This window comes from Iodobacter sp. BJB302 (assembly GCF_002735645.1).
In the GTDB taxonomy this organism is placed as follows: Bacteria; Pseudomonadota; Gammaproteobacteria; order Burkholderiales; family Chitinibacteraceae; genus Iodobacter.
Map to the genome: position 1 here is coordinate 1 of NZ_PDZG01000090.1, position 14,931 is coordinate 14,931.

Sequence of the window (14,931 nt, forward strand, 5' to 3'; positions counted from 1 at the left end):
AATATCGTCCACCTCAATCCAGAAAAATCACCGGAAGCGGAGACGGGTGCTGTAAGGAAAAAAGCAGAGCAAAGAACGGCATAAATATTAAACGATTAAGGCGACAACTGGTTTGACAATTACCGCTAGCGACCTCGGCACTGAGCTCATCGACGGGTTGAACGCGATGCTGATCCAGCCCCGCTAACTTGCCTTGCTGTGCCAATTTGACCCACTTATCTAGCGTCTGTTTGGGCATCGCTAATTGCTTGGCGGCTTGCGGCACATTCAAGTGTTGTTCGAGCACTAATTTAACGGCTTCTGCACGAAATGCAGCGGTATAACGACTTGCCATGACTTACCTCCAGAGATGATTTTATCTCAATTGAAGGTGTCCATATTTAGCAGCCTACATCAAGGACGGTAATGCGGGTTTCGTGGATAGTTACTGCGCTTAAAATGTGCTTTTCGCAATCCGCAAAATCAAACGGCCTACGCACAGATGCGTAAGCCGTTGATTTTTTTGGTGGGCCCGGTCGGACTTGAACCGACGACCAAAGGATTATGAGTCCTCTGCTCTAACCAACTGAGCTACAGGCCCATAAGAGGCGCTATATTAACCTTCACTGGCCTGACTTTCAACAAAACTTTTCAGTCTTTCTGAACGAGTCGGGTGGCGAAGCTTACGTAAAGCCTTGGCTTCGATCTGACGAATACGCTCACGTGTCACATCAAACTGCTTACCCACTTCTTCCAGCGTGTGATCGGTATTCATATCAATACCAAAGCGCATACGCAGAACTTTGGCTTCACGCGGTGTCAGGGTATCCAGCACTTCCTTAGTCGCTTCACGCAAGCCTGCGTAGATAGCGGCTTCAGCAGGAGCCAGATTGTTTGAGTCTTCGATGAAATCACCCAAATGGGAATCGTCGTCGTCACCGATCGGCGTTTCCATCGAGATCGGTTCTTTTGCGATCTTGAGGATTTTGCGGATCTTGTCTTCCGGCATTTCCATTTTATCAGCGAGCTCGTCAGGAGTCGGTTCAATACCGGTTTCCTGCAAGATTTGCCGTTGAATACGGTTCATCTTGTTGATTGTTTCGATCATGTGTACCGGAATACGAATGGTACGGGCCTGATCGGCAATCGAACGGGTAATCGCCTGGCGAATCCACCATGTGGCGTAAGTCGAAAACTTGTAACCACGGCGATATTCAAACTTATCTACCGCTTTCATCAGGCCGATATTGCCTTCCTGAATCAGGTCAAGGAACTGCAAACCGCGGTTGGTGTATTTCTTAGCAATCGAAATAACCAGACGCAAGTTGGCTTCAATCATTTCGCGCTTGGCGCGGCGGGCCTTGGCTTCGCCCGTCGACATCTGACGGTTGATTTCCTTGAGGTCCTTAATCTGAATCATTGCGTTAACTTGCAACTGAGCCAGAGTTTGTTGCTTTTCCATAATGGCGTGCTGGTAGCGCGCAAGAATGGCGGAATATTTATGACCGTAGTTGATCTCATCCACTACCCACGCCGTATCTGTCTCACGGCCAGGGAAGGTTTTGATAAAGTGATCGCGCGGCATTTTTACCCGGACAGTACAGATGTCCATGATTTCACGCTCGCAGCTGCGGATTTCATCCACCATGCCACGAAGCTGATCGCATAGCGATTCAACCTGGCGGGCCGAGAAGCGGGTAATCAGGAAAATACCAGCAATGGCTTGCTGATGTTCCAGATAACTTTTGCCATGCGCGCCTTCTTTAGCCAGCGCCTTGATCATTTTGTCAAAGTGCTCACGCACGATGTCGAAATGTTCACGCACCTGAACTTTTAACAGCTCAAGGTTGGCTTTAGCGGCGGCACTGCCGTCATCTTCTTCGCCGTCTTCCTCGTCTACCGCATCGTCTGCATCCTCTGCTTCCGCTTCAATCACTTCGATTGGCGGTGGGGTGTTTTCGTCAGCGTTAGGATCGATAAAGCCATCAATCACATCATCAATACGAATCTCATCAGCGAGGCCTTTTTCTACCAGGCCCAGAATATAGGCTACGGTAGTCGGGCAGGCAGAGATCGCCTGGATCATGTGCTTAAGACCGTCCTCAATCCGTTTGGCGATTTCAATTTCGCCTTCACGGGTTAAGAGCTCTACCGTACCCATTTCACGCATATACATGCGCACAGGATCGGTAGTACGACCAAATTCTGCATCAACGGAAGACAGCGCAGCTTCAGCTTCTTCAGCAGCATCTTCATCTGGCACAGACGGCGCTGCATCGGACATAAGCAGATCTTCTGCGTCCGGCGCTTCGTCGTACACCTGGATGCCCATATTGCTGATCATGCTGATGATGCCTTCGATTTGCTCGGCATCCAGCATGTCATCTGGCAGGTGGTCGTTGATCTCGGCGTAGGTTAGATAGCCGCGCTCCTTACCGAGCACGATCAGCGTTTTAAATTTCGCTTTACGTTGTTCGGGGTCGGCCTTCTGCTCAGCAGATGGCCGATTGACCTCACGGAAATCAGTCCGCGCTTGGTCGTCGTTGTCGATTTCTTGATCTGCCGCCATGACTCTCGAGTTCAGGTATGTTCGGGAAAACCGTAGATTGTATCACAAATTTGTGACAATTCTTCGGCATAAGTAAATCCACCGCATCTCACCAGTCAACAATAATGCCGATTCTGCCGTGACAATAAGCCACCATAGTCCTCGTTTACGTTGTAAACGCAGGTTATTTAAGACAGCAATCGCTACATTTTGTTGCCAATAATGATTACCGGCGGGATACGAGTGCTGCAAATTCCAGTTTTTCTGCCTCCGTTAGTCCACCATTTGCTTGCTTATAGGTCAGAGCATAAAACCGCTCTTGCATCATAGGGCGAATCACACTGACTTCCACTGCTTTTAAAGTAGCAGCCAGTTGCTCATCCAGCTCAGCCTCTGAGGCTTTATCAAAATACTCCCCGCCAGAAATAAGCAAACGATGTAATACATCGTAGTCAAACATGCCCTGCCATGATTCAACGACTTGCAAACTGGATAAATCCGGATATTTGCAAATCTTTTGAAGCAATTCTTGCGCCAGACCCATTGCATCGGTCTCTGGCCACGATAACCATACCGGCTCAGTGCGGCGCACCAAATCCGGGTGCGCTAAGACCAGTTGAATCAATTTATGCACAGGCCCGGTCGGTGCGGCTCTGGGTGCAGGTCTTGGCATCAGATGAGCGGGCATCCGTTCGTCGCCGCGCCCCTTCCATTTACCTTTTGGCTGCCAGTTTGGCTTCCATGCCGGGCGACTCTCTTGCCGGGCATACTGCTTGCTTTGCTTCGGGCCAGGCTGCCACTCATTCGACCATGCCTGGTTTTCCTGCCAGGATTCGGGGACAATATCTGCCTGATAATTTTCACTTGGCACATATTCGGGCACAGATCTTACAGGGCTGCCATCCAAAACGGTGCTTAATTCGCTCATTTCCAGGCGGGACAGCTCCGCAAGGCGCTTTCTGATCATCATGCCAAAAGCCGGCGCCTTCACCTGGCTAAGCATAGGGGCAGCTAAGGAAATTAATTTAGCCCTGCCTTCTTCGCTTTCCAGCTCAACCTGCGCTGACAACTCTTTCAGCAAAAACTGCGCAAGCGGCACTGAATCTTGCAAGAGCGCACTTTCAAACTGCGCCTGACCAAATTCCTGTACGTAGGAATCCGGATCATGCTCGGCGGGCAAAAATAAGAATGCTAATTTTTTTCCATCGACCAGCTGCTCCAAACTATTTTCCAGCGCCCGCCATGCGGCTTTTTTGCCCGCTTTATCGCCATCAAAACAAAAATATACTTCGTCAGCCAGCTTCAGTAATTTACGGATATGCTCTGGTGTGCAGGCGGTTCCCAAGGAGGCAACGGCGTATTCCACACCATGCTGATTCAGCATCACCACATCCATATAGCCCTCTACCACCAGCACACGGCCGCGATCACGTATCGCGGCTCTGGCCTGTGGTAAACCATATAGCTCTTTACCCTTCTCAAATACGGGCGTTTCTGGTGAATTCAAGTACTTGGGCGCACCATTGCCCATAATCCGGCCGCCAAAACCAATCACCTGGCTGCGCTGATTCAAAATAGGGAATAACACCCGTGAGCGAAACCGATCGTAGCGCCTGAGGGTATTCTCTTCTTCTGCCACGAGGCCGGCTTCTTTAATCACCGGGTTTTTATCATAATCGGCAAACACGGTTTTCAGTGACTGCCCTGCACTTGGTGCAAAACCCAGACCAAAACGAGCGGCAGTTCTGCCTTCAACACCCCGGCTTTTCAGGTATTCGATGGCCGCAGGCGCTGTTTTAAGCTGCGCCCGGTAATAATTCATGGCCGTTTTCAGAACGTCATAAATGCCTGGTGCTGCCTTGGCTTTTTCGCTCATTGGCGCATCGCTGACGGGCACCTGCATGCCCACCGATTCGGCCAGCATCCGTACCGCATCGGGAAAACTCATTCCCTGATGCTCCATCACAAAACCCACCGCCGAACCATGCGCGCCACAGCCAAAACAGTGATAAAACTGCTTGGTCTGGCTTACCGTAAACGAGGGTGATTTTTCTTTATGAAACGGGCAACAAGCACTGTAATTCTGACCCGCTTTTTTAAGCGGCAGATAGCGCTCAACAACGTCGACAATATCGACGCGATTAAGGAGATCTTGAATAAAATCGTCAGGTATTTTTGCCATCTTGTGCTGTTTTCTGCCTTAAAAGATGGTCTGAATAAATCGATACAAGCAGGTGTAAAAAATTACACCTGCCCGTTAATGCAATGGATTAAGCCGCCATTCCTGCTTTCACCAATTTAGAAACTTCGCTCATATCGGCACGACCAGACAAAGCAGCTTTTAACTCAGCCATAATCTTGCCCATTGCCGCAGGCGTTTTGCCATGGGCAGTAATTGCAGCGTTTACGGCTGCAGCCACTTCTTCAGGGGAGCACTGCTGAGGCATATATGCCGCCAGCACAGCCACTTCCAGCTTTTCTTTATCCGCGAGATCCTGGCGATTAGCTGCTTCAAACTGCTGAATACTGTCTTTGCGCTGCTTGAGCATTTTTTCAATCACAGCAGTGACCGCAGCATCATCCAGCTCAATTCGCTCATCCACTTCGCGCTGTTTAATTGCAGCCAGCAAAAGACGAATCGTACCAAGGCGATCAGCCTCTTTTGCCTTCATTGCGGTTTTCATATCGTTCTGGATTTGCAGTCTGAGAGTCATGGTCATTCCCTGTGATTGAAGCAGATCACCGCACGATAATACTCCGGGCGCACCATCCAAAAATAATTTCAGCCGCAGATTTAAAACGGCTTAGCTACTTTCAGAAACTGGCTTAATGAGTATTAACACTGCAACGATCAATTGAGTAGAAATGCTAAAAGGCCGCTCTAGGCGACCTTCCGGCATGCGCTGCTACAAAAACTCTTAGTAGAGTTTTGGTGGCAGTGTTTGGCTACGCAGACGCTTGTGCTGACGCTTTACAGCAGCAGCTTGTTTGCGTTTACGTTCAGCCGTTGGCTTTTCGTAGAATTCGCGTGAGCGAAGGTCTGTCAGCAGGCCAGTTTTTTCAACAGCACGCTTGAAGCGACGCATCGCAACTTCAAACGGTTCATTTTCTTTTACGCGTACGTTAGGCATCGAGCAATCCTGTTTTACGATGATCTGAAAGACCGAATCGTTTACATCAATCAAGGCGTAGCATTATCCATAAACTATTGTCACCTGTCAAAGGGTGATCGAGTATCAGTGCTTTATAGATCTGCAACAGCCCGCTAATATAGCGCATTACCTCCCTTTTTTATAGAGTATCGGCATGCTGGTATTAGGCATTGAATCTTCTTGTGACGAAACCGGCATTGCGCTATACGACACAGATGCGGGTTTGCTTGCGCATCAAATCCACTCGCAAATCGCCATGCACACCGAATATGGCGGCGTTGTACCCGAGCTGGCCTCACGTGATCATATCCGCCGGGCCCTCCCTCTTACCTCGGCCTGCTTGGCTGAATCAGGCAAAACACTGGCAGATATTGACGCAGTAGCCTACACAGCAGGCCCGGGGCTGGCCGGTGCGCTGCTGGTGGGTGCGTCGGTTGCCAATGCGCTCGCCTTTTCGCTGGGCAAGCCTGTGGTCGCTGTGCATCACCTGGAAGGGCATTTACTTTCTCCGCTTCTGGCCGATCCCGCACCTCAGTTTCCGTTTATCGCACTGCTGGTTTCCGGCGGGCACACGCAACTTATGGCTGTGCGCGGCATTGGTCAGTACGAAATCCTGGGGGAAACGGTTGATGATGCAGCGGGCGAAGCATTTGATAAATCAGCCAAATTATTAGGACTGGGCTACCCCGGTGGCCCGGCCCTATCTAAACTGGCCGAGCGGGGTGACGCGAAGCGTTTTAATCTTCCACGCCCTATGTTGCATTCTGGCAACCTGGACTTTAGCTTCAGCGGCTTAAAAACGGCCGTACTGCAACTGGCAAGCAAGCAGGACGAGCTTGATCCGCAAACGCAAGCTGATATTTGCGCTGCATTTCAAGAGGCAGTGGTAGAAGTGCTCAGTAAAAAGTGCCTGGCAGCACTCAAGCAAACCGGAATGAACCGCCTGGTAATTGCCGGCGGCGTGGGTGCAAATAAACAGCTGCGTGCAGGCCTTGATGCTGCCGCCAAAAAACGCCGCTTTGAAGTCTTTTACCCGCCACTTGAATTATGTACCGACAATGGCGCGATGATTGCCTTTGCCGGCGCGCAGCGGCTGAAATTTGCCACACCGGCAGGCAGCTATGCCGTTCAGCCCCGCTGGGATTTATCCAGCTTACCCGCGGTTTAAATTGAAAGCGGTGTGCAAAAGGGGCTTTTGCACACCGCTTGTCTTGCTTAAAAACAACACCATCAGGCCACTACAAACTTCTCTTCGATCAAATCGCCCAGCGTCAGCTTGAGCTGATCACCCGAATGAAGCTGCCCCACCCCTTCTGGCGTGCCGGTATAAATTAAATCTCCGGCCTGCAGCGTAAAACGGCTGGAAATCCATGAGATCAGGGTAGCCACATCAAAAGCCATTAATCGCGTATCAGCCTGCTGCTTGCTTTTACCATTAATTTCTAAAGTGAACTCTAATTCAAACGGATTGCGAATGGCACTGGCAGGCACAAACTGCGTCAGCACTGCGGCACCGTCAAAGCCTTTGGATAAAGTCCACGGCATGCCCGCCCGCTTGGCTTCTGCCTGCACATCCCGGGCGGTTAAATCCAGCCCCAGCGCATAACCCGCCACATGCTCCAGCGCGTTTTCCTTGCTGATATTTTTGCCGCCCCGGCCAATGGCCACCACCAGCTCTGCTTCGTGGTGCACATCTTTGGACCATGAAGGCAATTGCAGCGCCTGGCCAGACTGCAAAATGGCGGAGTTAGGCTTAATAAAAACCACAGGCTCGCTGCCGATGCTTGCGCCCATTTCTGCAGCATGAGCAAAATAATTACGGGCAACACAGAAGATATTATTTACGCGAAGATCGGCTTGATCGATTCGGATACTGGGCACAGGCAAATTCCTCAGTTTGCGGACGAATTTCCGCTTTTAAATGAGTCAAATAAAAACCAAACACACCGTATTAAACACGCCCCAGCCAGGAGCCAAGGCTAAAAAGTAATACCAGTGCAATCCACAAAATTGCCGTACGCCAGATCAAACCAACAGCGCTCGCCAGATAATCGGGGGTTGCAGCCTCGCCCACACCCAGCTCCGGGCGAAACTTCACTGTGTGATCCTGATGCAGGGTATCGCCAAGGCGCACACCGATGGCACCGGCGCCACTCGATAACAAAATGCCATCGATATAATCTGTCCAGCTTTGCGCCTGAGTGCGCCAGCAATACACCGCATCTTCAAAATTGCCCATAATTGCAAAGCTGGCAGCCGTAAGGCGCACAGGCAGATAATCAAGCAACTCTAAAATCAGCACCGAGAAACGCCCGAATGCACCCGAGCTGCGGCCCCACTTTTGCGCAAGCAAACTGGCTGAGCGATAAAGCAGCGCACCAGCCGGGCCAGCAAACCAGGCCAGCACCACAAACCAGAATAAAGTACCGAATACATAGCGATAAGAATCCGCAAGGCCTTGCTCAATCGCCATTCTGGAGACTTCATCCGCGCTCATTTCAGACGTATGCTGCCCGCTCCAATCAGCTAGCAACGCACGTGCAGTATCTAAATCCTCTGCCTGCAAGGCTTTTGAAATCCCCGAAAACGCATGACTAAACTGACGAAAGCCCATGGTCAGATACAGGATGGCCACATCCCAGAGCAGGGCAAAGCCCACATTAACGCGGCATAGCAGCAGGTAAACCAAAAACGATACAATCAGGAGTGGCAATACCAGCAGCAGCCATGCTCCCATACCATTACGGAACTCACCTGCGTTTAAACCACGCTCCAGTTGATTAGCAAGGCGTACAAAAGCCAGCGTAAACAGATTGCGGTTGGATAATGGCCGGAACTGCTCCAGTGCCAATGCAATAATAAGTGCGAGGATAGTCATTTTTATATTCCCGAAGCCGGTCTTGCCGACAACTTTTGCAGACGGCGAAAGATACCACAGGCAGCCGCCAGCCCCAAAACGTGGATAGTGCAGCGCTAATATTTTAATTATTGCAAACATAACGTAAGCAGTGCGACTTAGCGACAATTTGGAACAGATTTACGACTTAATTTGCCAGAAAGCTGGCAAAATACCGGCACTATTTAACATCCTGCTTAGCGCTTGAAAAAAGACGGCTTAGTCCCAATATTTACCTGAGCTGTTTCGCGCCTAAAAACATACCCGATCGGAGATCACGATGGAACACAAGCTACCAGAATTGCCTTACGCCCAAGATGCTTTAGCACCATTTATGTCTGCTGAAACATTGTCATATCACTATGGCAAGCATCACCAGACTTACATCACTAATTTAAACAATTTAATCAAAGGCACTGATAACGAATCTTTGTCGCTTGAAGAAATCGTTAAAAAAGCCCCAGCTGGCGGCCTGTTTAATAACGCGGCTCAAGTTTGGAACCACACTTTCTTTTGGCTGGGCTTTAAGCCTAATGCAGAAGCTGCAGACCGCGCTCCTGCTGATGCTCTGGCTGCTGCAATTGATGCAAAATGGGGCTCGTTTGCTAAGTTCCAAGAAGCATTCAATGCATCTGCTGCCGGCAACTTTGGCTCTGGCTGGACATGGCTGGTTAAGAAAGCAGATGGCTCACTCGATATCGTAAACACTTCAGCAGCGGCAACACCACTGACAACAGCTGACACTGCGCTGCTGACCTGTGATGTTTGGGAGCACGCTTACTACATCGACTACCGCAACAGCCGCCCTAACTACCTGACAGGCTTCTGGAAGCTGGTTGACTGGGATGTAGTTGCAGCACGCTTAGCAGCTTAATTATCACATTCAGTATGCTGATGCTGACTGGTACTCAAGGTCTGCATCAGCATACTGATACAGAAAAAACGTCTGGCGCTTACATACAACAGTATGCAGGCCCAGACGTTTTTTTATGCCTGCTGTAAAACACATCGGCTTATGCTTTCGCACTCAATACTCCAGCAACCAAACGGAAAATATTTATATGACATTAAAAGCGGTCTGCCTCTGCCTTAGTCTGATTTTTAGTGCATCCAGCCTTGCGGCCAGTGTGGAAGAAAACCGATCTGAGGCTGCCAAAGCCGCAATGCCACATTTACTGGCTCCTTTTGAAACACAAATCAGCAAATTAAGCACAAGCTTAGTTGCGGCAAAAAATAGTACGGAAGTGGAAGCCTTATTAATCAGCACCGGGCAGACGCTATGGAATACTGCCCGCCAGCAAGCGCGGCAAACCACGGATGACCGGCCGCTCTACTGGGCACGCCTTGCTATTACCCAACAAATCCGCGATAGCAAATTAGGCTTTGATGCCGATGCCGCCCTAAGAAACAGCTGGCTGGCCCTGTTTGAGCAAAACAGCCGGGGCATTCAGGATATCCGCTACACCCAAGGGGTAAAACGCATCCTGTTTACGGGCTTTGATCCTTTTCTGCTGGACAGAAACATTAATCAAAGCAACCCATCCGGGCTGGCGGCCCTGCTGCTGGATGGCAAATTTATTGAAGTAAATGGCCAGCGGGCGCAAATCGAAACGGCCATTGCCCCCGTTCGTTTTGCCGATTTTGATGCGGGCTTTGTGGAAGACCTGCTTACGACCTATCTTAAAAACCCTGTCGATTTAATCGTGACCGTCAGCATGGGACGCAAAGATTTTGATTTAGAGCGCTACCCGGGCAAACGCCGCTCGGCTGATTTTCCGGATAATCTAAATATTAAAACGGGTGGAACACTAACAAACCCTGTACTGCCTCTGCTAAAAGGCAAGACTTTGCCGGGTGCAGAATTTGTAGAGTTCAGCCTGCCCATTAAAAATATGCTTACCGTACAAACCCCATTTATTGTGCACGATAACTGCACCATCAGCACTCTGCGGCAAAAAGAGTATTGCCCGAAAAATCTGGCCGCATTAGCCAATGAAGTCTCTGTAGAAGGCTCTGGCGGTGGTTATTTATCCAATGAGATTTCCTACCGCAGCCTGCGCCTGCGCGATCAGTTGGGGGCAAAAATCCCTGTTGGCCATATCCATACGCCTGCGATTAAGCAATATGATGCAGATAAGGAAGCGGCAATTGTTCAGCAGATTGAAGAAATGCTGAAGGCGGCGCTGGCGAAGTAAACACATGGCTTTGCAGGGTGTACAGGATCGTTGCACACCCTGCGAAAAAACGCTTTAAGCCACTACGGTCTTGCTCTTACGCCCTGTACGGCTGAAGCTGGCGGCTTTAATGACCCCTTCAGCTGCAAACGGCCCGGTGTAAAGTGCCGATTGCGCATTGGGCTCGCTGCCATCCTGGGTGTAACGCAGCGCCAAACCCGGCGCAGATACATTCAGCGAAACCTTGCCATCCACGCGCTGCACGCCCGGCAAGGGGATCCGGTAGCCGTAGCCACCGACAAAACCATCCAGACGCGGCATATCGCGCTGCCCCAGGCGGTTGGCAAATTGGTTCCAATCTGCATCCATTTTTGCTGCCCGTGCGGCTTTATCACTGATCTTAGTCCAGCCCGGATCAGCCGCCCAGGCACGCTCTGCCAGTGCAATTACCCGTGGCATGGCAAGGTATTCAACCCGCCCCTGGCTGCGTGCATTTTCGCCCCAAAGCTGGCCCTGCATACCCAGCACATTTTTAGTGCCCTCTGCCGTTAAACGCTGCATTTTAGCAAGGCTGTCTGCATCCAGTGGCTGGCCAAATAAATTCACCGTTGCAGTGGTGTAAATATCCAACGGGCAGAATTCATAAGCGCCACGCGTTTCGATAAAGCCGCCCCAATAATAGCCAGGCTCTTGCGGATCTTTTGCGTAGGACAAATCGAAATACAGATTGGTTACGTTCGAGAGCACCACCTGATAGCCCGCATTAGCCAGCTGATAGGCAAAATCCTCCTGCCCCCAGCCCCAGACATTATTCCAGACATAGGGCTGGAATTTGGCGTCTACAAATTCCGGGTTCGGGCCATGCTTGCCATCTTGCTTAGACAGAGCGATTTCTTCCCAGCCACCAAACACCAGATTGTGCTTTTGCAGCAGGGTGCGATAACGCGCAAGGAAATAATTTTGTAAGCCCTGAATCGAAGTAATGCCCTGCTCTTGCATAAAGGCCTGACAAATGGGCGAGCCTTCCCACGCACCATGCGGCACTTCATCACCACCGGTATGCATGGTGGTCAGAGGTGCGCCTGCTTCGGCAAACATCGCCTTCATATCCACTAAAACCGTTTCAATAAAGCGATAGCAAGACTCCTGGCCAATACACATCACATTGTCGTGCCACAGCTGCACCGATTCATATTTGGATTGGTCGTTGAAATCACTCAGCAGATATTCCTCTGCCCCCGCCAAATCACCAGCGGCCTTTAAGCGCTCATAGCGCAATTCCATCGCCTTGATCGCGGCGCGGGCGTGGCCGGGCACGTCGATTTCAGGGATCACCTCAATATGGCGGGCAGTAGCAAATTGCAAAATTTCAATAAAGTCTGCGCGGCTATAAAAACCCGTTCCGGCCGAGCCCTGCACCACCGCGCCTGAGCCAAAACTTGGCAGCAAGCTGCTTTCTTCATTAGGGCTAAAGCCACGCAAAGATCCAATTTCGGTTAGCACGGGCAGAGAGGGAATCTCTAAACGCCAGCCTTCATCGTCGGTTAAATGGAAGTGAAATTTATTCAGCTTATATAAAGCCATGCAATCCAAAAGCCGTAAGACCGTTTCCTTGCTGGAAAAATTACGACCTACATCCAGATGCATACCGCGATAAGCAAAACGCGGCGCATCAATCACATAGCCGAAAGGCACGGCCAGGCCAGGCTGCGGATTAAGATAGCTGTCTACTGGTAAAAGCTGACGCAGCGATTGAATCCCATTCATTACCCCTGCCGCACTTGCACCCGTAATCACAATTCCAGCAGCACTCACTTCCAGGCTGTAAGCCTCCAGCGGTGCGCCGCTGCCGGCCACATCCACCTTGCCGAGCTGCAAGGTAATGCCAGCACCACGACTGGCTCTCTGTAATTCCACACCCGATACATCGCGCAAAGCAGCACGCAAAAAGGCAGCCTCTTTAGCCAGCACTTCGTCATGCACAATCAAAGTTGCCGCCGTAATCAGGTACTGGCCCGCATCCCAGCGCGCCTCTGTTGGTGTTGGCGTGATTTTGCCAACGGCGTCACTCGGCAATAGCGTGAGTGCCTGGTTCTCAGCAAAACGTAATGCAGGCGTCATCAAAGGCACGGCATCTGCCAAATTACGATTACATTGCTCCGGGCGGCTGAAAGGCACGATCTGTGGATCACCAATGGCATCGGCCACCGCATTGCCATACACAATATAAAAGCCCAGCGGCGCATCGGTTTCGTTAATCACCCAGAAGATCCCCTGGTAACGAACCACCATCGAAGCGCCCGCAGGCAGGCCCGCAAAATCCGCTGCAGGAATAAAGCGTGAAACGTCGCCGTTTACATGCTCCATCACCACGCCACCTTGCACCGTTTCAGGCTTAATCTTGCGGCAGGTATTGAAATAAATGGCCCAGTCCTGCCCGCTTAAAGCGACATCCGACAGATTAGTAATCGTCAGCTCGGCTAAAAAGTGATCACCCTCGTAATGATTAGTCAGGCATTCCCACTTCAACTGTATATGTGCACCCGCTGGCTGCGTCATCTTGTCTTCCCTTCTCGTTTTTATATGAAAACACCACGCTCTAAAGAGCAACCCGAGTGTAGAAGCAATCAATCATGTAAACCAGCCGGAGGCTTTGCTTGTATTGCGGAGTTTAAGAAAGCCTCATCGCCCCGGCACCTCTAAAAGACAAAACAAAGGCCGCCTCCGCACCCAGTGAAAGGTGATTCATTGCAGCAAGTGTTATAAGCACGCAACAAACAAGATGACTTACTGTTTTAAACGGGAATATTTACAAGGTAATTGTTACGATCAAGCTACACGCTTACTTACAGCGGCACTTATTCAATTAAAACAAGCCTGATCCAAGGAAGCCGAGAGATGAAATTCCCAATCAAAGCCTTAGCACTCGCCATTGCCAGCATTAGCTGCGTAACTTTTACTTTTGCTGCTGAAACAACTCAAGCAGTAAACAAAGTTGAACGAGTGGAAGTGGTTGGCTCTAGTATCAAACGCATTAGTAAAGAAGGTGTTTCTTTGGTGACTGTCATCAAACGAGAGGAGTTAGAGCAAACTGGTGCAAAAACTGCTGCTGAAGCACTCAATGCATTATCACCATCATCAAATGGCGCCTTGGGCACGGCGGACAACAGCTTTTCTAAAGGAGCCGCCACCGCTGATTTGCGTGGTATGGGAGCTAAAAATGTACTGGTATTGGTAAATGGTCGCCGCGTTGCCCCCCATGGCTTAGCTAATTTTGATTCAAGTGCAGTGAATTTAAATTCACTACCACTAGATATGATTGAAGAAATTCAGATTCTGAGTGATGGCGCTTCGGCTATTTATGGTTCCGATGCCGTGTCTGGTGTAATTAACTTCAAAACAAAACAAAACTTTGAAGGTTATATTTTGCACGGCTCTACAGGAGCTAATCTAGCTGGTGATGCAGAAAACATCTCAGCAATGGCTTTGGCAGGTTTTGGTAAGCTGAATGAAGATGGATATAACTTACAAATTCTAGGCTCAGTATCTAAATCAAAACCTTCAATTCAAAATAAACATGATCTCACTAAAAATCTTAATTACTCGGACTTAGGCGGAACGGATGATCGTTCCGCAGCAACACCTGGCTCCTATTACGATGTCAATGCAGGAAAAACATATGCGATCCCTGGTTGTACCGAAAAATTAGTAACGAGCGAGAAAGGAGATGTCACTTGCCGCACGGATTTGAATCACAAGCAAGATGGTGCAAATGTTGAAAGCATTGGCTTGAACTTGCAGTTCAATAAATTGCTAGGTGAGAATGCAGAGTTGTTCTCCGAATTTTCTATTAACCGGGCGACGGCTGACTTTACGGCGGATCCTTTGTGGATTAACGGTAATAGCCATGTGATTACGCCTAATCATGCCGCATACCGGAAAGAAGTTGATGGCCGTGTAACAAAAGGCAACTTGCAAATCACTCGATATATTTTTGAAGCCCCAAGAAAGCAGTCCGAAATTCAAGCTGATATGCTACGTGCGGTCTTAGGTGTACGGTAATTGTCAAGATAGTTGAGATGTTTTTACGATTTAAGCGACCTGTAATTCCTCGCTTGTTTTAGGCTCAATAGCCCGGTCGGGGTTCAATTGCACTTCATCTTGCCAGCTCCAGTTCCGAGT

Annotated in this window: 12 protein-coding genes and 1 tRNA gene; 4 read left to right on the forward strand and 9 right to left on the reverse strand. The window is 49.9% G+C overall.

From position 1 onward, the window contains the following. Nucleotides 1-13: 13 nt before the first annotated feature. From CSQ88_RS19995 to rpsU, 6 genes are all read right to left on the reverse strand, one after another. Nucleotides 14-334 carry a transposase gene (locus CSQ88_RS19995; protein WP_099399840.1) on the reverse strand — a complete coding sequence of 107 codons (321 nt, stop codon included), beginning with the start codon at nt 332-334 and terminating at the stop codon, nt 14-16. Between the two features lie 169 nt (nt 335-503). Beyond that, nucleotides 504-580: transfer RNA gene (locus CSQ88_RS20000), tRNA-Ile, on the reverse strand. A 15-nt stretch (nt 581-595) separates the two neighbouring features. Next, nucleotides 596-2,548: an RNA polymerase sigma factor RpoD gene (gene rpoD, locus CSQ88_RS20005; protein WP_099399841.1), complete on the reverse strand. Its 1,953-nt coding sequence runs from the start codon at nt 2,546-2,548 to the stop codon at nt 596-598. Between the two features lie 205 nt (nt 2,549-2,753). Further along, nucleotides 2,754-4,709 (reverse strand): DNA primase, encoded by a 1,956-nt coding sequence (gene dnaG, locus CSQ88_RS20010; RefSeq protein WP_099399842.1) that lies wholly within the window; start codon nt 4,707-4,709, stop codon nt 2,754-2,756. A gap of 88 nt (nt 4,710-4,797) precedes the next feature. Continuing rightward, a complete protein-coding gene (locus CSQ88_RS20015; RefSeq protein ID WP_099399843.1) occupies nt 4,798-5,241 on the reverse strand; it encodes a GatB/YqeY domain-containing protein in 444 nt (147 codons plus the stop codon). 204 nt (nt 5,242-5,445) lie between these two features. Further along, the gene (gene rpsU / locus CSQ88_RS20020) at nt 5,446-5,658 is read right to left on the reverse strand and encodes a 30S ribosomal protein S21 (protein WP_046350429.1); all 213 of its coding nucleotides are present in this window, start codon (nt 5,656-5,658) and stop codon (nt 5,446-5,448) included. Between the two features lie 175 nt (nt 5,659-5,833). On the opposite strand from rpsU, the gene tsaD reads away from it, so the two are divergent. Further along, nucleotides 5,834-6,847, forward strand: coding sequence for a tRNA (adenosine(37)-N6)-threonylcarbamoyltransferase complex transferase subunit TsaD (gene tsaD, locus CSQ88_RS20025; protein ID WP_099399844.1), 1,014 nt, complete (start codon nt 5,834-5,836; stop codon nt 6,845-6,847). A 62-nt stretch (nt 6,848-6,909) separates the two neighbouring features. Here the strand turns inward: tsaD and CSQ88_RS20030 are convergent, their stop codons facing one another. Both CSQ88_RS20030 and CSQ88_RS20035 read right to left on the reverse strand, forming a co-directional pair. After that, complete coding sequence (locus CSQ88_RS20030; protein ID WP_099399845.1) at nt 6,910-7,560, reverse strand: fumarylacetoacetate hydrolase family protein; 651 nt, start codon at nt 7,558-7,560, stop codon at nt 6,910-6,912. 70 nt (nt 7,561-7,630) lie between these two features. Beyond that, a complete protein-coding gene (locus CSQ88_RS20035) occupies nt 7,631-8,557 on the reverse strand; it encodes a CobD/CbiB family protein (protein ID WP_099399849.1) in 927 nt (308 codons plus the stop codon). 298 nt (nt 8,558-8,855) lie between these two features. Between CSQ88_RS20035 and CSQ88_RS20040 the strand changes: the two genes are divergently transcribed. Further along, entirely contained in the window at nt 8,856-9,449 is a 594-nt protein-coding gene (locus CSQ88_RS20040; RefSeq protein ID WP_099399846.1) for a superoxide dismutase, read from the forward strand. A gap of 187 nt (nt 9,450-9,636) precedes the next feature. Continuing rightward, nucleotides 9,637-10,770, forward strand: coding sequence for a hypothetical protein (locus CSQ88_RS20045; protein WP_099399850.1), 1,134 nt, complete (start codon nt 9,637-9,639; stop codon nt 10,768-10,770). Between the two features lie 54 nt (nt 10,771-10,824). Here the strand turns inward: CSQ88_RS20045 and CSQ88_RS20050 are convergent, their stop codons facing one another. After that, the gene (locus CSQ88_RS20050) at nt 10,825-13,308 is read right to left on the reverse strand and encodes a family 20 glycosylhydrolase (RefSeq protein ID WP_099399847.1); all 2,484 of its coding nucleotides are present in this window, start codon (nt 13,306-13,308) and stop codon (nt 10,825-10,827) included. Nucleotides 13,309-13,647: 339 nt separating this feature from the next. Between CSQ88_RS20050 and CSQ88_RS20055 the strand changes: the two genes are divergently transcribed. Continuing rightward, entirely contained in the window at nt 13,648-14,811 is a 1,164-nt protein-coding gene (locus tag CSQ88_RS20055; protein ID WP_099399848.1) for a TonB-dependent receptor, read from the forward strand. The last annotated feature ends 120 nt before the right edge of the window (nt 14,812-14,931 follow it).

Bases quoted from the DNA above. Each gene is read 5' to 3' on its own strand.
- CSQ88_RS19995 (WP_099399840.1), bottom strand. From the start codon at position 334: ATGGCAAGTCGTTATACCGCTGCATTTCGTGCAGAAGCCGTTAAATTA.
- rpoD (WP_099399841.1), bottom strand. From the start codon at position 2,548: ATGGCGGCAGATCAAGAAATCGACAACGACGACCAAGCGCGGACTGAT.
- dnaG (WP_099399842.1), bottom strand. From the start codon at position 4,709: ATGGCAAAAATACCTGACGATTTTATTCAAGATCTCCTTAATCGCGTC.
- CSQ88_RS20015 (WP_099399843.1), bottom strand. From the start codon at position 5,241: ATGACTCTCAGACTGCAAATCCAGAACGATATGAAAACCGCAATGAAG.
- rpsU (WP_046350429.1), bottom strand. From the start codon at position 5,658: ATGCCTAACGTACGCGTAAAAGAAAATGAACCGTTTGAAGTTGCGATG.
- tsaD (WP_099399844.1), top strand. From the start codon at position 5,834: ATGCTGGTATTAGGCATTGAATCTTCTTGTGACGAAACCGGCATTGCG.
- CSQ88_RS20035 (WP_099399849.1), bottom strand. From the start codon at position 8,557: ATGACTATCCTCGCACTTATTATTGCATTGGCACTGGAGCAGTTCCGG.
- CSQ88_RS20040 (WP_099399846.1), top strand. From the start codon at position 8,856: ATGGAACACAAGCTACCAGAATTGCCTTACGCCCAAGATGCTTTAGCA.
- CSQ88_RS20045 (WP_099399850.1), top strand. From the start codon at position 9,637: ATGACATTAAAAGCGGTCTGCCTCTGCCTTAGTCTGATTTTTAGTGCA.
- CSQ88_RS20050 (WP_099399847.1), bottom strand. From the start codon at position 13,308: ATGACGCAGCCAGCGGGTGCACATATACAGTTGAAGTGGGAATGCCTG.
- CSQ88_RS20055 (WP_099399848.1), top strand. From the start codon at position 13,648: ATGAAATTCCCAATCAAAGCCTTAGCACTCGCCATTGCCAGCATTAGC.